The sequence below is a fragment of the Amycolatopsis lexingtonensis genome, assembly GCF_014873755.1.
Classification (GTDB): Bacteria; Actinomycetota; Actinomycetes; order Mycobacteriales; family Pseudonocardiaceae; genus Amycolatopsis; species Amycolatopsis lexingtonensis.
Map to the genome: position 1 here is coordinate 2,596,037 of NZ_JADBEG010000001.1, position 18,439 is coordinate 2,614,475.

Sequence of the window (18,439 nt, forward strand, 5' to 3'; positions counted from 1 at the left end):
ACGAATGTATGAATGAGTGGGCAGGCGTGTCAAGACACCGCCATCTCCCGCACGGCGCCCGCCACCACACCGGCATCCTTGCGCAGGATCGCGCCGTGGTTGCTGCCGACCTTCTCGCTCGTGATGTTCGGGTTCCGGCCGGTCACCGCGTCGAGGCTGCGGCGGATCCGCTCCTGCTCGTCACCCTTGCTGCCGAAGGAGGTTCCCGACGCGACGACGTACCGGACGGGGACCGTGATGCCGTCCAGCACCGGGCCCAGTTCGCGCTCGCGGGAGAGCTTGCCGAGCTCGATGTTGCTTTCGGCCTGCTGCGCGGCGGTCATCCGGGGCGCCAGGCCGGTCGGGCGCAGCAGCGGGAGGAACCAGCTCATCCGCTTGAACAGCTTGCGGATCCGCACCTCCATGGCGTCGTCCAGCCAGTCGTGCGGGTACGCGCCGTCGACCAGGACCGCGCCCAGGGTGCGCTCCGGGTTGCGGTGCGCCCAGTGCGCCGCGACGACCGCGCCGTAGGACCAGCCGACGACGACCGCCCGGTCCACGCCGCGGGCGGCGAGCACGGCGTCGACGTCGCGGACGGCGGCCTCGAACGAGTAGTCCGCCGAGCGCTTCGACTTGCCGCGGGCGCGCTCGTCGAAGGTGATGTGCCGGACGCCGTCGCCTAGCTCGGCGAGGACGTGGCGCCAGTAGCCCCGGGTGGCGAACTGGCCGTTGAGGTAGACCACCGGGACACCGGGGCCGCCGGTGTCGGTGACCGCGAGGGCCGTGTCTTCGACGGCCACCAGGCCGGTCCAGTGGGAGCGGGTCGGGGAGATCGCGTTCTTCGTCATGCCGGTTACTTTCGGCGCCCCGCCTGACACGGCGCGGACACCGCGCTGACACGGCTCAGCCCTGGGTCCCGGCAAAGTCGCGCCGGTGCGGGTCCGCAGCGCTCCGCCAACGTCTTGAATGAGTCATTCAGGACCTCCGAAGACCTGAATGACTCATTCAAGACGTCAGGCGAGCCGGTCACCGGCGGCGCAGTGGCCGAGCCGCGCGACTTCGCCGGAGCCCTGCGGCTCAGCCGGTGCGGGCCATGGCTCCCGAGATCAGCATCGCCAGCCCGTTTTGCAGCGCCGGCGCCAGCTCCAGGTGCAGCGCGGCCAGCGCCGGGTCCGCCTCGTACGCCGCCAGCGCGCTCGGTGAAGGGCGGCAGTGCGTCCACAACCCGCCGGTCATGATCATCGCCATCAGGCAGACCGACGCCGCCTCCGCGCCCACCTCGGGGACGTACCGCCGGAGCAGGTCGGCCATCGACTCCAGGCTCGTCAGTGCCGACTGCTTGAACCGCACCACGACGCCGACCGACACGTTGTGCTCCAGGACACCCGCCTGCGCGCCGATCAGGTCGCACAGCACCGTGCGGCGGGCCAGGGACCGGGCGACCACCGCCGCGAACGCCTCGCCGCGCTCCCCCGCCGGCCGGTCGCGGTCGACGCCCGCGGCCAGTTCGTCCGCCACCTCCGCCAGCCAGTCCCGCAGCGCGCCCTGGAGCAGTTCGAGCAGGACCGCCTCACGGGATTCGAAGTAGCGCAGCACGTTCGACTTCGCCAGGCCGACCCGACGGCTGAGCTCGTTGAGGCTCACGTCGGCCACCGGCATCTCGTCGAGCATGGCCAGCGCCGTGTCGAGGATCGTGCGCCGCCGCTCCTCTCGCTGCTCCGCGCTGCGCGCCCGCTGGAACGTCATGAGATCAGCCTAACCCCCTTCGCGCGAAGTTAAAGACCGACAGTCTCTTGACAACAGACCGATGGTTCCTTAGCGTCGGGGATATAACAGACCGCCGGTCCGCAAGGGCCACCACCGGAGGGACCCCCATGAGCAAGAACTGGACCGAGCGCGACATCCCGAGCCAACAGGGCCGCGTCGCCGTGATCACCGGCGCCAACACCGGGCTCGGCTTCGACACGGCCAAGGTGCTGGCCGACCGCGGCGCGACCCTGGTGCTCGCCGTACGCGACGTCGAGAAGGGCAAGAAAGCGGCCGCCAAGCTGGGCACGACCGCCGACGTCACCGTGCAGGAGCTGGACCTCGCGTCCCTGGACTCCGTCCGCGCCGCCGCGGCCGAGCTGCGCGGCACGCTGCCGAAGATCGACCTGCTGATCAACAACGCCGGCGTCATGTACCCGCCGCGCCAGACCACCCGCGACGGCTTCGAGCTGCAGTTCGGCACCAACCACCTCGGGCACTTCGCGTTCACCGGCCTGCTGCTCGACCTGCTGCTGCCGGTCGAGGGCTCCCGCGTGGTGACCGTGTCCAGCGTCGCCCACGACATCCGCGCCGCGATCCACTTCGACGACCTGCAGTGGGAGAACTCCTACGACCGCGTCGCCGCCTACGGGCAGGCCAAGCTGGCCAACCTGATGTTCAGCTACGAACTGCAGCGCCGCCTGGCCCCGCGGGGCACCACCGCCGCCGTCGCCGCCCACCCCGGGGTGGCGCGCACGGAGCTGATGCGCAACTCCCCCGTGGTCGTCCGCGCGCTCTTCCCGGTCGTCGCGCCGTTGTTCACCCAGAGCTCGGAGCGGGGCGCGCTCCCGATCCTGCGCGCCGCGACCGACCCCGGCGCCCTCGGCGGCCAGTACTACGGTCCCGACGGCTTCGGCGGCTACCGCGGGCGCCCGCAGGTGGTCGCCTCGAGCCCGCAGTCCTACGACGCCGCGGTGCAGCGGCGCTTGTGGACGGTGTCGGAGGAACTCACCGGCGTCAAGTTCCCGGTCGGCTGATCCGTCCACAACGGACCGACGTCCCTGGGGGTGACAGGACCAGGCACCGGCGCCGCGCGCGGATTACCGTGAAGTCGTGACCGACGAACCGAACCTCCTGGGCGATCACCTCCGCGCCCGCCGGGAGCTGCTTTCGCCCGAGCAGGCGGGTATCCCGGCCGGCGGCCTGCGGCGGGTGCCGGGGCTGCGCCGGGAAGAGGTCGCGCAGCTGGCCGGCATCAGCGCCGACTACTACCTGCGCCTGGAGCAGGGCCGCGACCGCAACCCGTCGCGGCAGGTCCTCGAAGCGATCGCCCGCGTGCTGCAGCTGGACGACGACACCACGGCGTACCTGATCGGCCTCACCGGGCAACAGCCTCGGCTGCGTCCTTTGAAACGAGGGCGACGGCGCCGGAAGGAGACCGTCCCGCCCGGCATGGTCAAGTTCCTGGCGGCGGTCGGGCTGCCCGCGTTCGTCGAGGGCCGCTACCTCGACGTGCTGGCGGCCAACCAGCTCGCCGAGACGATCTCGCCGCGGCTCGTCGCGGGCGCGAACCGGCTGCGGGACGTGTTCCTCGACCCGGCCGAGCGGGCCCTCTTCCCCGACTGGCACCTCGCCACCCGCGACCTGGTGGCGGGGTTCCGCCAGTCGGTCGGTACCGAGACCGACGACCCGCGGTTCATCGAGCTCGTCGGCGAGCTTTCCCTGGCCAGTCCCCGGTTCCGGGAGCTGTGGGCCCGCCACGACGTCGCGAACCGGCGGGGCGCGACCGTGCGCTTCGACCACCCGCAGGTCGGCGAACTGGTGCTGAACCGGGAAAAGCTGGAGCTCAGCGACGCGCCGGGGCTCGTGCTCGCGGTCTACCACCCCGATCCCGGCACCGACGCCGCGGACAAGCTGGCCCTCCTCGGTTCCGCCGCGCTCGCGCCGGCCCCACCCCTCCGAAAGGATGTTCGATCATGACCAAGCTCGCCCTCGTCACCGGCGCCACGTCGGGCATCGGCCGGGCGTTCGCCGAGCGCCTGGCCGCCGACGGCCACGACCTGGTGCTCGTCGGCCGGCGCCAGGAGCGGCTCGACGAGTTCGCCGCCGCGCACACCGAAGTCAAGGTCCGCACGGTGGCCGCCGACCTGTCCACCGACGAAGGCATCGACGCCGTCGCGGACATCGCCGGCGCCGAACCGCTCGACGTGCTGGTGAACAACGCCGGGGTGGCGCACTACATGCCGTTCGCCGACCTCCCCGCGGACAAGGCCCGCGAGCTGGTCAAGGTCAAGGTCCTCGCCCCCACGCTGCTCGCGCGCGCGGCCGTGGCGGGCATGGTCGAACGCGGCCGGGGCGCGATCGTGAACGTGGCGGGGATGATCGCCTTCAGCGGACCCGCCCCGCAGGCGCGGCTGCCGCGGCGGACGGTCTACGCCGGGACCCTCGCCCACCTCGTCACGATGTCGCAGACGCTCAGTGCCGAACTGGACGGCACCGGCGTCCGCGTGCAGGTCGTGTGCCCGGGGGTCGTCGCGACCGAGTTCCACTCGCGCCAAGGTCTGGACCTGAGCGCGGTGCCGCGGATGAGCGCGGCCGACGTCGTTTCGGCTTCGCTGCGCGGGCTCGGACTCGGCGAGGTCGTGTGCGCGCCGGGCGTGGAAGACGCCGGGCTGCTGGAGTCGGTCTTCGGGGCCGAGCTGGCGGCCTTCGGCGGCCAGAGCCCCGAACTCGCGAGCCGTTACCGCCCCGCCTGATCCCCGGAAGCCTTCAGCAGCAACCGGTGCAGGGTTTCCCGCTCGCGCGGGGTCAGCCGCGCGAGCAGCTCATCGGTCACCGCGCCCGAGATCTCCTCGGTCTTCGCCACCACCTCCCGGCCGGCGCCGGTCAACGTCAGCACGTGCCGGCGCCGGTCTTCGGTGTCCCGTTCGCGCACTACCCAGCCCGCGGCCTCCAGGCGGTCGAGCACCTTCACCAGGTCGCTGCGGTCGAGGCCGAGGCGGTCGGCGACGGACTGCTGAGACAGCGGGCCGTATTCGCCGACGCAGACCAGGACGTAGAAGTCACGCAACGACGTGCCGATCGCCGCCAGCTCTTCGTCGATCCGCGCGACGCCGCCGCGGTGGAGGCGGCCCATCAGGTAGGTCGGCCAGCGCAGCAGGGCCCGGGGGCGGTCGGCGGAGGACATGGCCGTGATCCTAGGCGGGAAAGCGGGTTGGCACAATTGTAGGAGTTCCCTACAGTAGGAGCCATGAACGAATCCAAAGTCGCCCTCGTCACCGGCGCGAGCCGGGCGCAGGGGCTCGGCTTCGCCGTCGCCCGCGAACTCGCCACCCGCGGCTACCACGCCGTGCTTGCCGGCCGGAACCTCGAGCAGACCCGGGACTTGGCCGCCCTGCTGGCCGCCGAAGGGCTCTCCGCCGACGCCGTGCGCCTCGACATCACCGACCCCGAAGACATCGCCGCCTGCGTCGAGCACCTCCGCGACACGGCCGGACGGCTTGACGCGCTGGTCAACAACGCGGCGAACATGCCCGACTTCACCGTGACCTCCCTGCTGGACGCGGACATCGCCGCCGCCCGCGCCTCCTACGACGTCGTCGTCCTCGGTTCCTTGGCCCTCACCCAGGCCTGCCTGCCGCTGCTGCGGGCCGCGCCCGCGGCCCGGATCGTCAACGTCTCCAGCGGCGCCGCCGCGCAGATCGGCGCCGGCGTCGAGGCCGTCCGCGCACCCGGGTACGCGCTGGCCAAGTACGCCCTCGAAGGCCTGACCTCGGCTCTCGCCGCCGAACTGCGCGGCAGCGGCATCCACGTCGAAGCGGTCGATCCCGGCTCGGTGGCCACCCACCCCGAACGCGGTGATGACGCCGACGACCGCTCGCCCGCGGAAGCCGCGCTCGACATCGCCGCGGCCGTCACCGGAGAGTCCACAAAGGACTGAGCCGACCGGCACCGGGCCGAATCCCGCTAAGTTGGTTTCCATGGGGAGAATCCACACCGATCTGCTGCGCCCGTTGCCGTCGCTCGTCCTGGCGCACCCGGGCGAGCGCCCGGCGGTTTCCGACGGAACCCGCTCGGTGACGTACGGCGAGCTGGCGGAATCGAGCGCCCGGATCGCCGGCGCGCTCGGCGTGGCGCGGGGCGAGCGGGTGCTGCTGCACGTCGGCCGCCGGGTCGAATACGTCCAAGCCCTGCTGGCCGTGGTGCGCGCGGCGGCGATCGGGGTGCCGGTGAGCGCCGGCGCGACCGACGCCGAGCTGGCCGCCATCGCCGACGACTCCGGCGCCGCCCTGCTGCTCACCGAAGCCCGGCACCTGGACCGGGCCCGCGAACTGGCGGCGGATCGGCCGCACCTGCGCGTGCTGGCGGTGGAAAACCTGAGCGGGGACGGCGCACCCTGTGACGACCTCGGCCTCGACGAACCCGCCTGGCTGCTCTACACCTCCGGCACGTCCGGCCGGCCGAAAGGCGTGCTGACCACGCAACGGGCGGTGCTGTGGACGGTCGCCGCGTGCTACTCCCCTGCCCTCGGGCTCGGCCCGGACGACACCGTGCTGTGGCCGCTGCCGGTCCACCACGCCTACGCGCTGTCGCTCGCGATGGCCGGGACGATCGCCACCGGCGCGCACACCCGGCTGGCCGACCGCGTCGACGCCGAGCTGCTCGCCGCGTACCCGGGCTGCGTGCTCGGCGGGGTTCCCGCCACGTTTGCCGCCCTGCGCCACGAAATCCACGGTCCGGTGGTGCCGCCACGCCTGTCCCTCACCGCGGGGGCCGTCTGTGGACCGGTCGCGCGGGCCGCCGTGCGCGACCTGTTCGGCACGCCGCTCGTCGACGGCTACGGCAGCACCGAAACGAGCGGGAAGATCGCCATCGGTCAGCCCGGGGAAACCGGGCTGACCCCGGTGCCCGGCGTCGAAATCCGGGTCGACGCGGGCGAGGTCCTCGTCCGCGGGCCCGGGCTGATGCTCGGCTACCACGGGCAGCCCGCCCTCGGCGACGGCTGGTACCGCACCGGCGACGCGGGCCGCTTCGAATCCGGAAAGCTCTTCCTCGACGGCCGGGTCGACGACGTCATCGTCTGCGGCGGCCAGAACGTCCACCCCGCCGAGGTCGAGGCCGTGCTGGCGGAATCGCCGTCGGTGCGGGACGTGCTCGTCGGCAAGCGGCCCGACGAGATCGTCGGCGAGGTCCCGATCGCCTACGTCGTGCCCGCGGGCGGGAAACTCGACGGCGCCGAACTGCGCCGGCTGTGCCGGGAACGCCTTTCGCCGTACAAGATCCCGGTCGCCTTCCACGTCGTCGACGCGATCCCGCGCACGCCGTCGGGCAAACCGCTGCGCCGCGCGCTGACCGCGCCGGTGCCGGACGACCTGACCGGGCTCGTACGAACGGAACTCGCCGAGCTGGCCGGCCATGACCTCGGGGACGACTGGCTGGACCGGCCGTTCGCCGAACTCGGCCTGACGTCGCTGGCCGGCGTGCAGCTGCGGCACCGGCTCGCCGAATACGCGGGCACCTCGCTACCCGTCTCCCTGATCTACGACTTCCCCACACCCCGCCAGGTGATCGCGGAAATCGCCCGCGGCACCCGGCCCGCCGCGCCGGTGCCCACGGCGGCACCGGCCGACGAGCCGATCGCCGTCATCGCGATGGCCTGCCGGTTCCCGGGCGGCGTGCGCACGCCGGAGGACCTGTGGCGGCTGGTCTCCGACGGCGAGGACGCAACCGGCGACTTCCCCGCCGACCGCGGCTGGGACCTCGACCGGCTCTACGACCCGGACCCCGACCGGCTCGGCACGTCGGTCACCCGCCGCGGCGGCTTCCTCCCCGACGCCGCCGACTTCGACGCCGGCTTCTTCGGGATCTCGCCGAAGGAAGCGCTCGCCACCGACCCCCAGCAGCGGCTGCTGCTGGAGACCACCTGGGAGGCGTTCGAACGCGCCGGCCTCGACCGCGCGACCCTGCGGGGCAGCGACACCGGCGTCTACGTCGGGGTGATGAACGAGGACTACGCGAGCCGCTTCACCAGCCACGAACTCGAGGCCTGGCTGGGCATCGGCTCCTCGCACGCGGTCGCGTCGGGCCGGATCGCCTACACGTTCGGGCTGACCGGGCCGACGCTCACCGTCGACACGGCGTGCTCGTCGTCGCTGGTGGCCGTGCACCTGGCGGTGAAAGCCCTGCGCGGCGGCGAATGCTCCCTCGCCGTCGCCGGCGGCGCCACGGTGATGGCCACGCCGAGGACGTTCCTCGCCTTCAGCCGTCAGCGCGGGCTGTCGCCGGACGGGCGCTGCCGGCCGTACTCCGCCGACGCCGACGGCACCGCGTGGGCCGAAGGCGCCGGAGTGCTGCTGCTGGAACGGCTTTCGGACGCCCGGCGGCGCGGCCACCCCGTGCTGGCGCTGGTGCGCGGGTCCGCGGTCAACTCCGACGGCGCCTCGAACGGGCTGACCGCCCCGAGCGGCCGGGCGCAGCGCGCGGTCGTCGCCGCGGCGCTGGCGGACGCCGGGCTGGCCCCGGCGGACGTCGACGCGGTGGAAGGCCACGGCACGGCCACGCCGCTGGGCGACCCGATCGAAGCGGAAGCGCTGATCGCCGCGTATGGCAACGGCCGCGAGAAGCCGTTGTGGCTCGGCTCGGTGAAGTCGAACATCGGGCACACGCAGGCCGCGGCGGGCGTCGCCGGGGTGGTCAAGATGGTGCTCGCGCTGCAGCACGGGCAGCTGCCGCCCTCGCGCTACGCGGACAACCCGACCCCGCGCGTCGATTGGTCGTCGGGCGCCGTGGCGTTGCTCGCGGACGCCCAGCCGTGGCCCGCCGGAGAACAGCCGCGCCGCGCCGGGGTGTCGGCGTTCGGGATCGGCGGCACCAACGCGCACGTGCTGCTGGAGGAAGCCCCGCCGGAGACATCGATGGCCTCGCCCGGGTTCCCGGCCACGCCGTGGCTGCTCAGCGCCGACGACGAACACGCGCTGCGTGCGGTCGCGGCGGGCTTGGCCGACGCACCGGACAGCGTCGACGTCGCCTTCACCCTCGCCGCCCGGCCGGCGCTGCGGCACCGCGTGCTCGCCGAGAACCGGGAGGCACTGGGCGCGATCGCCGCCGGTGCGGTGCGCGGCCGGACGGTCCGCGGCGAACCGCGGCTGGCGTTCCTCTTCTCCGGGCAGGGAACCCAGCGCCCGGGCATGGGCCGCGAGCTGGCCGCCGCCTTCCCGGAGTTCGCCGCCGTGTTCGACGAAGTGAGCGACGAGCTGGGCACCTCGGGCCCCGACCTGCTCTCGGCCGATCTCACGCAGACCGAGCACGCGCAAGCCGCGTTGTTCGCCTTCCAGGTCGCGCAGTTCCGGCTGCTCGAGTCGTGGGGCCTGCGGCCGGACGTCGTGCTCGGGCACTCCGCGGGCGAGATCGCCGCCGCGCACGTCGCCGGTGTGCTGTCCCTGCCGGACGCGGCCGCACTGGTGACCGCGCGAGGACGTCTGATGGCCGCGCTGCCGCCGGGCGGCGCCATGATTGCCGTCCCGGTGACCGAAGCCCAGGCCACCGCGGCGATCGACGGCGGGCCGGTCGCGATCGCGGCCGTCAACGGGGAACGCGCGGTGGTGCTCTCCGGCGAAGATGCGGCGGTCACCGCGGTCGCCGGGTGCCTGGGCGGGGGCACCCGATTGCGCGTCGGCCATGCTTTCCACTCCCCGCTGATGGACCCGATCCTGGTCGACCTGCGGGAAGCGATCGCCGGGATCCGGCACCACCGCCCCGAAATCCCGTTCGTGTCCGCCCTGACCGGCGGGCGGTTCGACCCGGCGGGCGGGCCGGAGCACTGGGTGCGGCACGTCCGGCAGCCGGTGCGGTTCGCCGGCGCCGTCGCGGCCGCCGCGCCCGGAGCCGCGCTCGAAATCGGCCCGGCCGCGGTGCTCAGCCGGGTCGTCGACGCCGCCGTCACCACCACCCTCGACGGCGCGGGCGTGCTCACCGCGCTCGGCGCCCTGCACACCGTGGGCGTCCCGGTCGACTGGCGGAAGGTGTTCGGGGGCAGCGGCGCCCGGATCGTCCCGCTGCCGACGTATCCCTTCCGGCGCACGCGCTACTGGCTGGACCCACTGGCGCCCACCGGGCCGGGCCACGCGCTGCTCGGCCCGCCGCTGGAAGCCCCGGACTCGCCCCGGATCGTGCACGGCGGCGCGCTGCACCCGCGGGCGCACGGCTGGCTGGCCGACCACGTCGTGGGCGGGGTGCCGGTGGCCCCGGGCGCGCTGTTCGTCGAACTCGCGCTGCACGCGGGCACGGCCGCCGTCGACGAGCTCGTCCTGGAGGCCCCGCTGCCCGTCGAAGACCACGACCTGCAGGTCGTCGTCGACGGGCCGAAGTTCGACGCCTACGCCCGGCCGCGCGCCGATCAGCCGTGGCGGCGGCACGCCACCGGACGGCTCCGGCCGCCCGGTCCGCCGCCCGAGCCGTGGAAGACCGAATGGCCGCCGGCGGCCGCGACCGAACTCGACGTCCCCGTGGCTTACGAGCGGCACGCCTACGGACCCGCTTTCCGCGCGGTGACCCGGTTGTGGCGCGACGGCGACGACGTTTTCGCCGAGATCGAGCTCCCGCCGGGGGTGGGCGGCGCGTTCGGGGTGCATCCGGTGCTGCTGGACGCCGCGGTGCACGCGGCGGCGCTCGCGGCCCCGGACGCGGAACCGCGGATGCCGTTCCTGTGGAGCGGCGTCGAGCTGTACGCGCCGCGGATCCGGCACGCACGGGTGCACGTCACCGCCGCGGGGCCGGGCGCGGTCGGAGTCACGGCGTACGGCACCGACGGCGTCCCGCTCGCCCGGGTGGACTCCATGGTCACGAAGCCGGCCAGCCCGGCGGCCACGATGCTGTACCGCCCGCGCTGGGTGCCGGTGGCGCCGGTCCCGGCCGGTGAGCCGGTGACCGTGCTCGAGGCGCCGGCCGGCGACGTCCGCCCGGCGACCGCCGGCGCGTTGCGGCTCCTGCAGCGGCGGCTCGCCGAACCCGGCCGGCTGGCCCTGGTGACGCGCAACGCGACCGGGCCTGCCCCCGACCCGGCCGCCGCGGCGGTCTGGGGCCTCGGCTGTTCGGCGGCCGCGGAGTACCCGGGGCGGCTCACGATGGTCGACCTCGACCCCGGTGCGACCGCCGACGTGCCGGGCCTGGTCGGCGACGGCACCGAACCGCAGATCGCCGTCCACGGCGGCGTGCCCCACGTGTTCCGCGTGGCGCGGGCCACGCCGTCGACCGGACGGCCGATCGATCCGGCCGGCACGGTGCTGATCACCGGCGGCACGGGCGCGCTGGGTGCGCTGGTCGCGCGCCACCTCGTCCGCGCCCACGGCGTCCGGCACCTCCTGCTGGTCAGCCGGAGTGGCCCGGCCGCCCCCGGTGCGGCCGAGCTGGCCGCGCTGGGCCCGGGCGTCCGGATCGTCGCCGCGGATGCCGCCGATCCGGCTCGGATGCGGCGCCTGGTCGAGACGTGCGACCCGCCGCTGACCGCCGTCGTGCACTCGGCCGCTGTGGTCGACGACGGCGTCCTGTCCGCCCAGAGCCCCGAGCGGCTCGACGCGGTGCTGGGCCCGAAGGCGGACGCGGCGCTGGTCCTCGACGAGGTGACGCGCGAGCTGCCGCTGACGGCGTTCGTGCTGTTCTCCTCGATCGCGGGCACCTTCGGCAAAGCGGGCCAGGCCAACTACGCCGCCGCGAACCGGTTCCTGGACGCGCTCGCGTCCCGCCGGCGCGCGGCGGGCCTGCCGGCAGTGTCGCTGGCGTGGGGCCTGTGGGAGGTCGGCACCGGGCTCGGCGACCGGATCTCCGCGACCGCCCACCGCCGGATCACCGCCTCCGGCGTCACGGGAATGACCGCGGAGCAAGGACTCGAGCTGTTCGACGCGGCACTGGCGTACACCGAGCCCGTGCTGATCCCGGCGCGGTTCACCCACGCCCCGACGGCGGTGAACCCGCGCCCCGCGCCGGGTTCCCGCCCTTGGCCCCGGCAGCCGGCCGGTTCCGAACTCCGCGACCTCCTGCGCACGGAGGTGGCCGCGGTGCTCGGTCACCCGGACCCGCACGCGATCGCGGACGACCGGCCGTTCCCGGAGCTGGGCTTCGATTCGCTGACCACGCTGGAGATCCGCAACCGCGTCACGGCCCGCGCGGGCATCGACGTCCCGGCGACGGCGCTGTTCGACCACCCGACGGTGGCCACCCTCGCCGAGTACCTCGCGGCGCGGCTCGGCGCCGCTACCGGATCCCGGTGATGTAGCGGACGCCGCCCATCCGCAAACCGTCGTCCGCCAGGGGCGGCAGTCCGTAGGCGACGAAGAGGTCCCGGACGCTGCGCCCGGTCACCGTCCAGCCGAGGCCGGCCAGGTAGGGGGCGGCTTCGTTGCGCGCGCCGAAGTACCGCAGTCCCGCGTGGTCGAGTGCGAAACCGTGCTCGCGCCAGCGCGCGGAGATGCGGTCCAGGCTCTCTTTCGTCCGCTCGTCCTCGCCCGGCCGCGGGTTCGGCCGGCTCTCGGTGGCCACCCGGCTTCCGGGCGCGCTGAGTCCGGTGATGGTGTCCAGCAGCCGGTCCTGCGCCTCCGGTGGCAGATAGCCCAGGAGGCCTTCGGCACTCCACGCCGTCGGCCGGCCCGGGTCGAACCCGGCGTCACGCAGCGCGTCGGCCCACTCGTCGCGCAGGTCCACCGCGGCCACCCGCCGTTCGGCCGTGGGCACCGCCCCCAGCTCGGCCAAGGTCCGGGTCTTGAACCCGGCGACCCGCGGCTGGTCGACCTCGAACACCACGGTCCCGGCCGGCCAGGGCAGCCGGTAGGCGCGGGAATCCAGCCCCGAAGCCAGGATGACGGCCTGGGTGACGCCCGCGTTCGCCGCGTCGAGGAAGAAGTCGTCGTAGAACTTGGTCCGCACCTTGGCGCCGTCGATCGCACCCCGCCCGACGAGGTCGCCGGGAGCCGTCTCGCCGGTCGCCAGCCGGGTGAGGAGATCGACGCCGACCGCGCGGACGAGCGGCGCGGCGAACGGGTCGTCGACGAGGTTCTCACGGCTCGCCACGGCCCGCGCGACGGCGGCGAGGGTGGCGGTCGCCCCGACGCCCGAAGCGGGGTCCCAGCTGTCGCCGTCGTGCCTGATGGATGTCATGTCCTGCCCATGCTTTCCGGGGGCCGTTCGCCGGTGGACGGTAACGAACCCGCGTGGCCGTTCACCTAAAGTGAGAGCGATGACCGCCCGCTTGCCTCGCACCGACGCCCGCGACAACCGCACCCGCATCCTGGCCGCGGCCCGCACGGCGTTCGGTTCGGCAGGCTTGGACGTCCCGGTCCGCGAGATAGCCCGCCGCGCCGAAGTCGGCCCTGCGACGGTGTACCGCCACTTCCCGACCAAGCGGGCCCTCGTCACGGAGGCGTTCACGGACCAGGCGCGCGTTTGGCAGTCCACGTTGGCCCGGGGCCTCGCCGACCCCGATCCCTGGCGCGGCTTTTGTTCCGCGGTGGAGACGCTGTGCGCGCTGCAGGTGCGTGACCACGGCTTCATCGAGGCGGTCAAATCGGCGTATCCGGAGGCGTTGGATTTCGGGTCGATGCGGGCTTCTTCGCTGGCCGCGGCGGCGGAACTGATCCGGCGGGCGAAGGCCACGGGCCACCTGCGCCCGGACGTCGGCGTGAACGACCTGATCCTGATGATCACGGCGGGCGGCGGCATCAAGGCGGATTCCCCGGCGGCCCGGACCGCCGCGGCCCGGCGGTTCGGCACGCACGTGATCAGCGCGTTCCAGGCTTGACCAGCGTGGACGCTGGTCACGGAACGGCTTTGTGGATGTGGTCCAGCTGGGTCATGATCACGCCGTGGAACTCGACTGGGGCTACTTTCGTCAGCTGTACGAAGGCTTGCTCGCTCACGATGACGACGCCGCCGGCCGCCGGGCATACCTGAGCGGTCAGGGGCCGACCGTGGCTGACCACTTGGCCGAGTTGGAGCCGCTGCGGAAACGGGAACGAATACCTGCCGGCGGCTACTCCGGGGACGACGAGCAGCTGTGGCGGATCATGAAGCTGTACGGCCTCAGCCGGGTCAGCGACTACCTGATCGAACGGTTCTGCACGCAGGGCGAGCCGCCCGCGGTGCACCAGGAGTTCTTCTCCGGCCTCGGGCTGACCCCGTTCGACCACGCCGAGGCGTTCTCCCCGTTCCACCACGAGGTCTTCGCCGTGGTGCAGGACCCGGCCGCGACGCGCGTGACCGTGGAGGAGGTGTTGTGGCCCGGCCTGTGGTTCGGCGACCTGCTGTTCAGCCGTGCCGGTGTGCGGGTGCGGGCACCGCGGCACCTCATCGACGCCACGGCGGCCAAGACCTCGACGCTGTATTTCACTTTCCGCCGCCAGCCGCGCCCGACCGCTGACCTGTCGCACGGCTGGGGTTCGAACTCCCAGTGGCGGACATCTTTCAGCCGGTTCTACTCCGACGAGGAGGGCCTGCACCTCAACTGGGACGGCGAGGTGGACATCGCCGTCGATCCTCCGGCGCCGCGGGCCGGTTGGTCCGAGGACGAGATGGAGCCGCTGGACCAGCGCCGGGAACTGCTGCTGCACCGCTGTCTCGTCCGCGGGCCGCTGCCGGCCGACGAAGGTGATCGGCATCCCTTCGGCGATCGGCTCAGCCTCCGCGCCGCGGAGTGGCCGCTGCGTCCGGAGTCACTCGTGCACGTGCCGTGGACCGAATAAGTCGTTCAGGCGTATCGGGTCGGTCTGGGAAACGGGGCGGCCATCGAGGAGGCGAGCACCGCTTCGAAGTCGGGCGGCGGTGTCCAGCGTGGTGGCTTCTCCGCCGGAATGGGCTCGCCGCGCACGGCTTGGCACAGCGAGTGCTGGGCGAACGTGACGGACAAGTCAGTCTCCGGGCCGGGATCGCGGAGAAACCGCAGCGCGGTCCGGTACCGCTCGGCGAGTTCGGTGTCCTTGACGAGGTGGAGCAGCGGGTCGTCGCCGGCGGGCAGCCTTGCCTCGCGTGTGAAGCTCGTCAGCCGGCGCAGCATGAACGCCGCGACGGTTTCGCCGGTGAGCTGACCGGTGATCTCCTGGACGTCGTCCGGATCGTAGACGTCGATCGCGCGGGTGTTCCCGTTCATGGCGGCGGCCCGGGGCACGAAGACATCGCATCGGACGCCGAGTTCGTCCGCTACCACGGGCACGGCGTCGGCGGGTATGTCCCACACCTCGGCGACTTGCGTGCGCCGAAACCAGCGATCGCGAGTCGGATTCAGCCGGTCGACGACCTTCCGGTGTTCGACCTCGACGCCGGGCAGGGTGCTCAGCCACTCCGCCAGGGTCCGGGCGTCCACGTCGATCCGCTCGGCGCCCCGGACGGTCTCGTCCGCCAGGCACACCTCCAGTTCGACACCGGCGGGTTCGGCGAGCTTCACGTGTTCGACGACGGCGATCGACCGCAACGCACTGGTCTGCGACGCCCCGGACAGTCGTTTGACGAGCACCCGCGCCGGGTTCTCCGCCGGGTTCAGCTCGACCCACCGCGCGGCGGAACGCAGGCTCCACGGCATCGCGACCGACAGCACCAAACCGAGGGCGGCGAGGACGCCGCCGAGCACCAGGGCGGTGTGCCACATCGTGGCCCAGCCGAAGAAGACCGCGACCACGGGGAGGACCACGACGGCGAGCAGCGGGCCCGCAACCGCGAACGGGATGGCCAAGCCGCCGGCCCACGTCTTGGTCAGCAGGCGCGTGACGCGCGGCACGAACACCAGCCGCACCGTCCCGGACGACGTCGCCACGACCGGCCGCAGCTCCTCGGGAACGGCTGAGGAAACGTCCATGGGAAACTCCCCCGATCGACGCCAGAGGTCGTCAGGCTACCTCGTGCGGTGCCGAATCGAGGATGTCGGCAAAAGCGCCGTCATCACCTGAGGAGCAGCTCAACGTGGTGCGGCGCGCCAGCCGTGTTCGAGGATGGCGAACGCGGCTTCGACGGTGCGGGCCGGATCTTCGGCGCGGATCGCGAGCGCCGAGGTTTCCAGCGCGAAGTGGGCCAGCGCGGCGCATCCGGGATCGGTTTCGGGTGCGCCGGTTTCGGCGGCGAGGGCGCGGCTGAGCGCGTCCTCGTGCCGCATCCACATCCGGTGCCAGTACTCGCTCAGTGCCGGCGTGCCGCGCACGAGGGTCATGAATTCCGACGCCCCGTCGGCGGCGGCGCCGCGCTCGACGCGGGCCAGCGTGTGCTCCCGCAGCGCGGCGAGCACCGAAGTGCCCGGCGCGCGGTCGCGCACAGCGGCGATCAGGGCCTCCTCGATGTCGGCGTCCCGGTCGAAGACGAGGGATTCCTTGCTGGGGAAGTGTTTCTGCAGGGTCGTGGTGGACACGTCGGCGGCGTCGGCGATCTCGCGGACGCCCACGTTGTCGTAGCCGCGTTCGAGGAACAGCCGCAGGGCCGCGTCGGCCAGCGCCCGGTGGGTCGCCGCCTTCTTGCGCTCCCGCCTGCCCATCCCGGTCGTCATGCCTTGACGATACCACTAGTTGTACGGTGTACTCAGTTGTACCGTGTCACTTTTGGCTCGAGGAGTTCCGATGACGGTTCGTGTTCCGGTTCTGATCAGCGGTGGCGGCATCGCCGGGCTGACCGCCGCCCTGCTGCTGCGGCGCGAAGGGGTGTATCCGGTGCTGGCCGAGAAGCACGCCGGTGTGTCGCCGCAGCCGAAGGCGCGCCGGTTCAACCCGCGCAGCACCGAAGTGTTCCGCCTGCTGGGCCTGGCGGCCGAGGTCGCCGAGGCGAGTGCGCCACTGGCGTCGTTCACCGAGGTGCTCGCCGGTCCGACACTGGCCGCCGCCCGGGTACGGGAAATGACCGGTACCATGCGGCAACGGCGGCTGCAGCAGGCGAAGATTCCCGAGCTGAGCCCGGGACCGAACGTCTTGTGCCCGCAGGTCGTGCTGGAGCCGATCCTGCGCCGGGCCGCCGAAGAACGGGGCGTGTCCGTGCGGCTCGGCACCGAACTGGTGTCCTTCACCCAAGACGACGACAGGGTGACCGCGCTGCTGAAGCCCGTGGACGGCGAGCCGTACGAGCTGAGCGCGGACTACCTGATCGCCGCCGACGGCGCCCGCAGTCCCATCCGCACGGCACTGGGCATCCCGCGCGGCGGCCACGGTCATCTCGCCGACAACCTCGACCTCTACTTCCGCGCCGATCTCACCGAGCTCGCGCGGGAAAAACCGTTCAACCTGTGCGAGATCGACAACCCGGTGGCCTCGGGCGCCTTCCTCTCGGTCAACGGCACGGACCGCTGGCTGTTCTCGACGGCCGACTTCCCGGAGGCGCACACGCTCGGCGACGGCGACTGGCACGACCTCCTGCGCATCGTGACCGGCATCCCGGACCTCGACGTCGAACTGCTCAGCCGGTCGCACTGGGAGTCGGCGATGCGCGTGGCCGACCGGTTCCGCGACGGCCGCGTGTTCCTGGTGGGCGACGCCGCGCACATGATGCCCCCGATGGCCGCGGCCGGCGCCAACACCGCCATCGCCGACGCGGCCAACCTCGCCTGGAAGCTCGCGGCCGTACTGGCCGGACAGGCGGCGCCCGCCCTCCTCGACACCTACCACGCCGAACGCCGTCCGGCCGGCTACGCGATCGCCGAAGCCTCCAGCACGGTCCGCGGGCACGTCGGCGACATGCTGGCCGCCTTCACCAAGCCCGACAGCCGGCACGACGACCTGCCGGCCACGATGTTCGGCACCCAGTACCCCGAAGGCGCGTTCGTGACCGACGGCCGCGACCCCGCGCCCGTCGACCACTACGCCCCGGCGGGCCGTCCCGGCACGCGTGTGCCCCACGCCTGGCTCGACGCCCGGACGTCCACTGTGGACCTCGCCGGGCCCGGCCTGACCCTGCTCACCGGCCCGGACAACGGACGCTGGATCGCCGAAGCGGATCGTCTCGGGTTGCGCGTGGCCACGGTGTCGCACCCGGACTGGCTCGCCGAGGTCTGCTTGCCCGCCGACGGCGCTCTGCTGCTGCGTCCGGACGTCATCGTCGCCTGGCACTCGGCAGGCGGCACGCCACTCGCCGAGGCAGTGACCCGGGTGCTCGGCACCGCGGCGGGCGTCCCCGCGTAACGGGCAAATCAGCCGCCGGTTGTGCTGTGCGGTGCGATCAGGATCCAGTCGCGTACGGCTGCCGTACGACAGGACTCGCGAAAATGGCGAGCGGTTGGAGCGCCGCGTGCCATGCTCGGATCATGGCCGACCGTGGAGACGACCTTCCTGTACTGACCATCGACGGAGCCCGCTTCTCCGACTTCGACGGGTTCACCTGCGAGTTCTCACGGCTGCTCCGTGACCACACGTGGCAAGGGAACCTCGATGCCTTCGACGACATCCTCGGTGGCGGTTTCGGGACGCCCGACGGCGGCTGGATTTTGAGGTGGCTCAACTCGAGGCGGTCAAGGTCCGCGCTCGGCTACCAGGCGACAGTCCGAAGGCGAGAGCAGCTTCTCCTCACCTGCCACCCGTCGAACCGTCCGACCATCCACGCCGAGATCGTCAACGCCGAGCGCGGCGAAGGCCCGACGCTGTTCGACGAGATCGTCGGGATCATTCGCGATCACGGACCGGATGAGGACGGGACTCGAGACGGCATCCGTCTCGAGTTGCTCTGACCGAGCAGAGCAAAGGCGACACTCGCTCATCGGCATGAGCGT

15 protein-coding genes are annotated in these 18,439 nt (G+C 72.8%); 9 read left to right on the forward strand and 6 right to left on the reverse strand.

Translation table 11 applies throughout. The annotated features are described in order from the left end of the window. Positions 1-29: 29 nt before the first annotated feature. The gene (locus H4696_RS11995) at positions 30-827 is read right to left on the reverse strand and encodes an alpha/beta fold hydrolase (protein WP_086859042.1); all 798 of its coding nucleotides are present in this window, start codon (positions 825-827) and stop codon (positions 30-32) included. A gap of 229 nt (positions 828-1,056) precedes the next feature. After that, positions 1,057-1,725 carry a TetR/AcrR family transcriptional regulator gene (locus H4696_RS12000; RefSeq protein ID WP_086859041.1) on the reverse strand — a complete coding sequence of 223 codons (669 nt, stop codon included), beginning with the start codon at positions 1,723-1,725 and terminating at the stop codon, positions 1,057-1,059. Positions 1,726-1,853: 128 nt separating this feature from the next. On the opposite strand from H4696_RS12000, the gene H4696_RS12005 reads away from it, so the two are divergent. The 3 genes from H4696_RS12005 to H4696_RS12015 all read left to right on the forward strand — a co-directional run bounded on the left by H4696_RS12005 (position 1,854) and on the right by H4696_RS12015 (position 4,481). Further along, positions 1,854-2,762 carry an SDR family NAD(P)-dependent oxidoreductase gene (locus H4696_RS12005; protein WP_086859040.1) on the forward strand — a complete coding sequence of 303 codons (909 nt, stop codon included), beginning with the start codon at positions 1,854-1,856 and terminating at the stop codon, positions 2,760-2,762. Positions 2,763-2,838: 76 nt separating this feature from the next. Further along, positions 2,839-3,705 carry a helix-turn-helix domain-containing protein gene (locus H4696_RS12010; RefSeq protein ID WP_086859039.1) on the forward strand — a complete coding sequence of 289 codons (867 nt, stop codon included), beginning with the start codon at positions 2,839-2,841 and terminating at the stop codon, positions 3,703-3,705. Beyond that, the gene (locus H4696_RS12015) at positions 3,702-4,481 is read left to right on the forward strand and encodes an SDR family NAD(P)-dependent oxidoreductase (RefSeq protein WP_086859038.1); all 780 of its coding nucleotides are present in this window, start codon (positions 3,702-3,704) and stop codon (positions 4,479-4,481) included. The genes H4696_RS12010 and H4696_RS12015 overlap by 4 nt, the downstream gene beginning before the upstream one ends. Here the strand turns inward: H4696_RS12015 and H4696_RS12020 are convergent. Further along, complete coding sequence (locus H4696_RS12020; RefSeq protein WP_086859037.1) at positions 4,466-4,912, reverse strand: MarR family winged helix-turn-helix transcriptional regulator; 447 nt, start codon at positions 4,910-4,912, stop codon at positions 4,466-4,468. The two genes, H4696_RS12015 and H4696_RS12020, sit on opposite strands and share 16 nt — an antisense overlap. Positions 4,913-4,975: 63 nt before the next feature. Here H4696_RS12020 and H4696_RS12025 point away from each other — a divergent pair, with 63 nt between their 5' ends. Next, positions 4,976-5,665 (forward strand): SDR family NAD(P)-dependent oxidoreductase, encoded by a 690-nt coding sequence (locus H4696_RS12025; protein WP_086859036.1) that lies wholly within the window; start codon positions 4,976-4,978, stop codon positions 5,663-5,665. Positions 5,666-5,705: 40 nt separating this feature from the next. Continuing rightward, positions 5,706-11,990: an SDR family NAD(P)-dependent oxidoreductase gene (locus tag H4696_RS12030; protein WP_086859035.1), complete on the forward strand. Its 6,285-nt coding sequence runs from the start codon at positions 5,706-5,708 to the stop codon at positions 11,988-11,990. Here H4696_RS12030 and H4696_RS12035 read toward each other — a convergent pair. Continuing rightward, positions 11,974-12,873 (reverse strand): SAM-dependent methyltransferase, encoded by a 900-nt coding sequence (locus tag H4696_RS12035; protein WP_086859034.1) that lies wholly within the window; start codon positions 12,871-12,873, stop codon positions 11,974-11,976. The two genes, H4696_RS12030 and H4696_RS12035, sit on opposite strands and share 17 nt — an antisense overlap. 79 nt (positions 12,874-12,952) lie before the next feature. On the opposite strand from H4696_RS12035, the gene H4696_RS12040 reads away from it, so the two are divergent. Then, positions 12,953-13,513 carry a TetR/AcrR family transcriptional regulator gene (locus H4696_RS12040; protein ID WP_192782261.1) on the forward strand — a complete coding sequence of 187 codons (561 nt, stop codon included), beginning with the start codon at positions 12,953-12,955 and terminating at the stop codon, positions 13,511-13,513. 169 nt (positions 13,514-13,682) lie between these two features. Then, positions 13,683-14,453, forward strand: coding sequence for a hypothetical protein (locus H4696_RS12045; protein ID WP_143265043.1), 771 nt, complete (start codon positions 13,683-13,685; stop codon positions 14,451-14,453). A gap of 5 nt (positions 14,454-14,458) precedes the next feature. Here the strand turns inward: H4696_RS12045 and H4696_RS12050 are convergent, their stop codons facing one another. Both H4696_RS12050 and H4696_RS12055 read right to left on the reverse strand, forming a co-directional pair. Continuing rightward, complete coding sequence (locus H4696_RS12050) at positions 14,459-15,559, reverse strand: hypothetical protein (protein ID WP_086859031.1); 1,101 nt, start codon at positions 15,557-15,559, stop codon at positions 14,459-14,461. Between the two features lie 99 nt (positions 15,560-15,658). Then, complete coding sequence (locus tag H4696_RS12055) at positions 15,659-16,237, reverse strand: TetR/AcrR family transcriptional regulator (RefSeq protein WP_086859030.1); 579 nt, start codon at positions 16,235-16,237, stop codon at positions 15,659-15,661. Positions 16,238-16,307: 70 nt separating this feature from the next. Between H4696_RS12055 and H4696_RS12060 the strand changes: the two genes are divergently transcribed. Both H4696_RS12060 and H4696_RS12065 read left to right on the forward strand, forming a co-directional pair. Further along, on the forward strand, positions 16,308-17,855 hold the full coding sequence (locus tag H4696_RS12060) for an FAD-dependent monooxygenase (RefSeq protein ID WP_086859029.1): 1,548 nt from the start codon (positions 16,308-16,310) through the stop codon (positions 17,853-17,855). Positions 17,856-17,977: 122 nt separating this feature from the next. Continuing rightward, positions 17,978-18,397, forward strand: a complete 420-nt coding sequence (locus H4696_RS12065) for a barstar family protein (protein ID WP_086859047.1) — start codon at positions 17,978-17,980, stop codon at positions 18,395-18,397. The last annotated feature ends 42 nt before the right edge of the window (positions 18,398-18,439 follow it).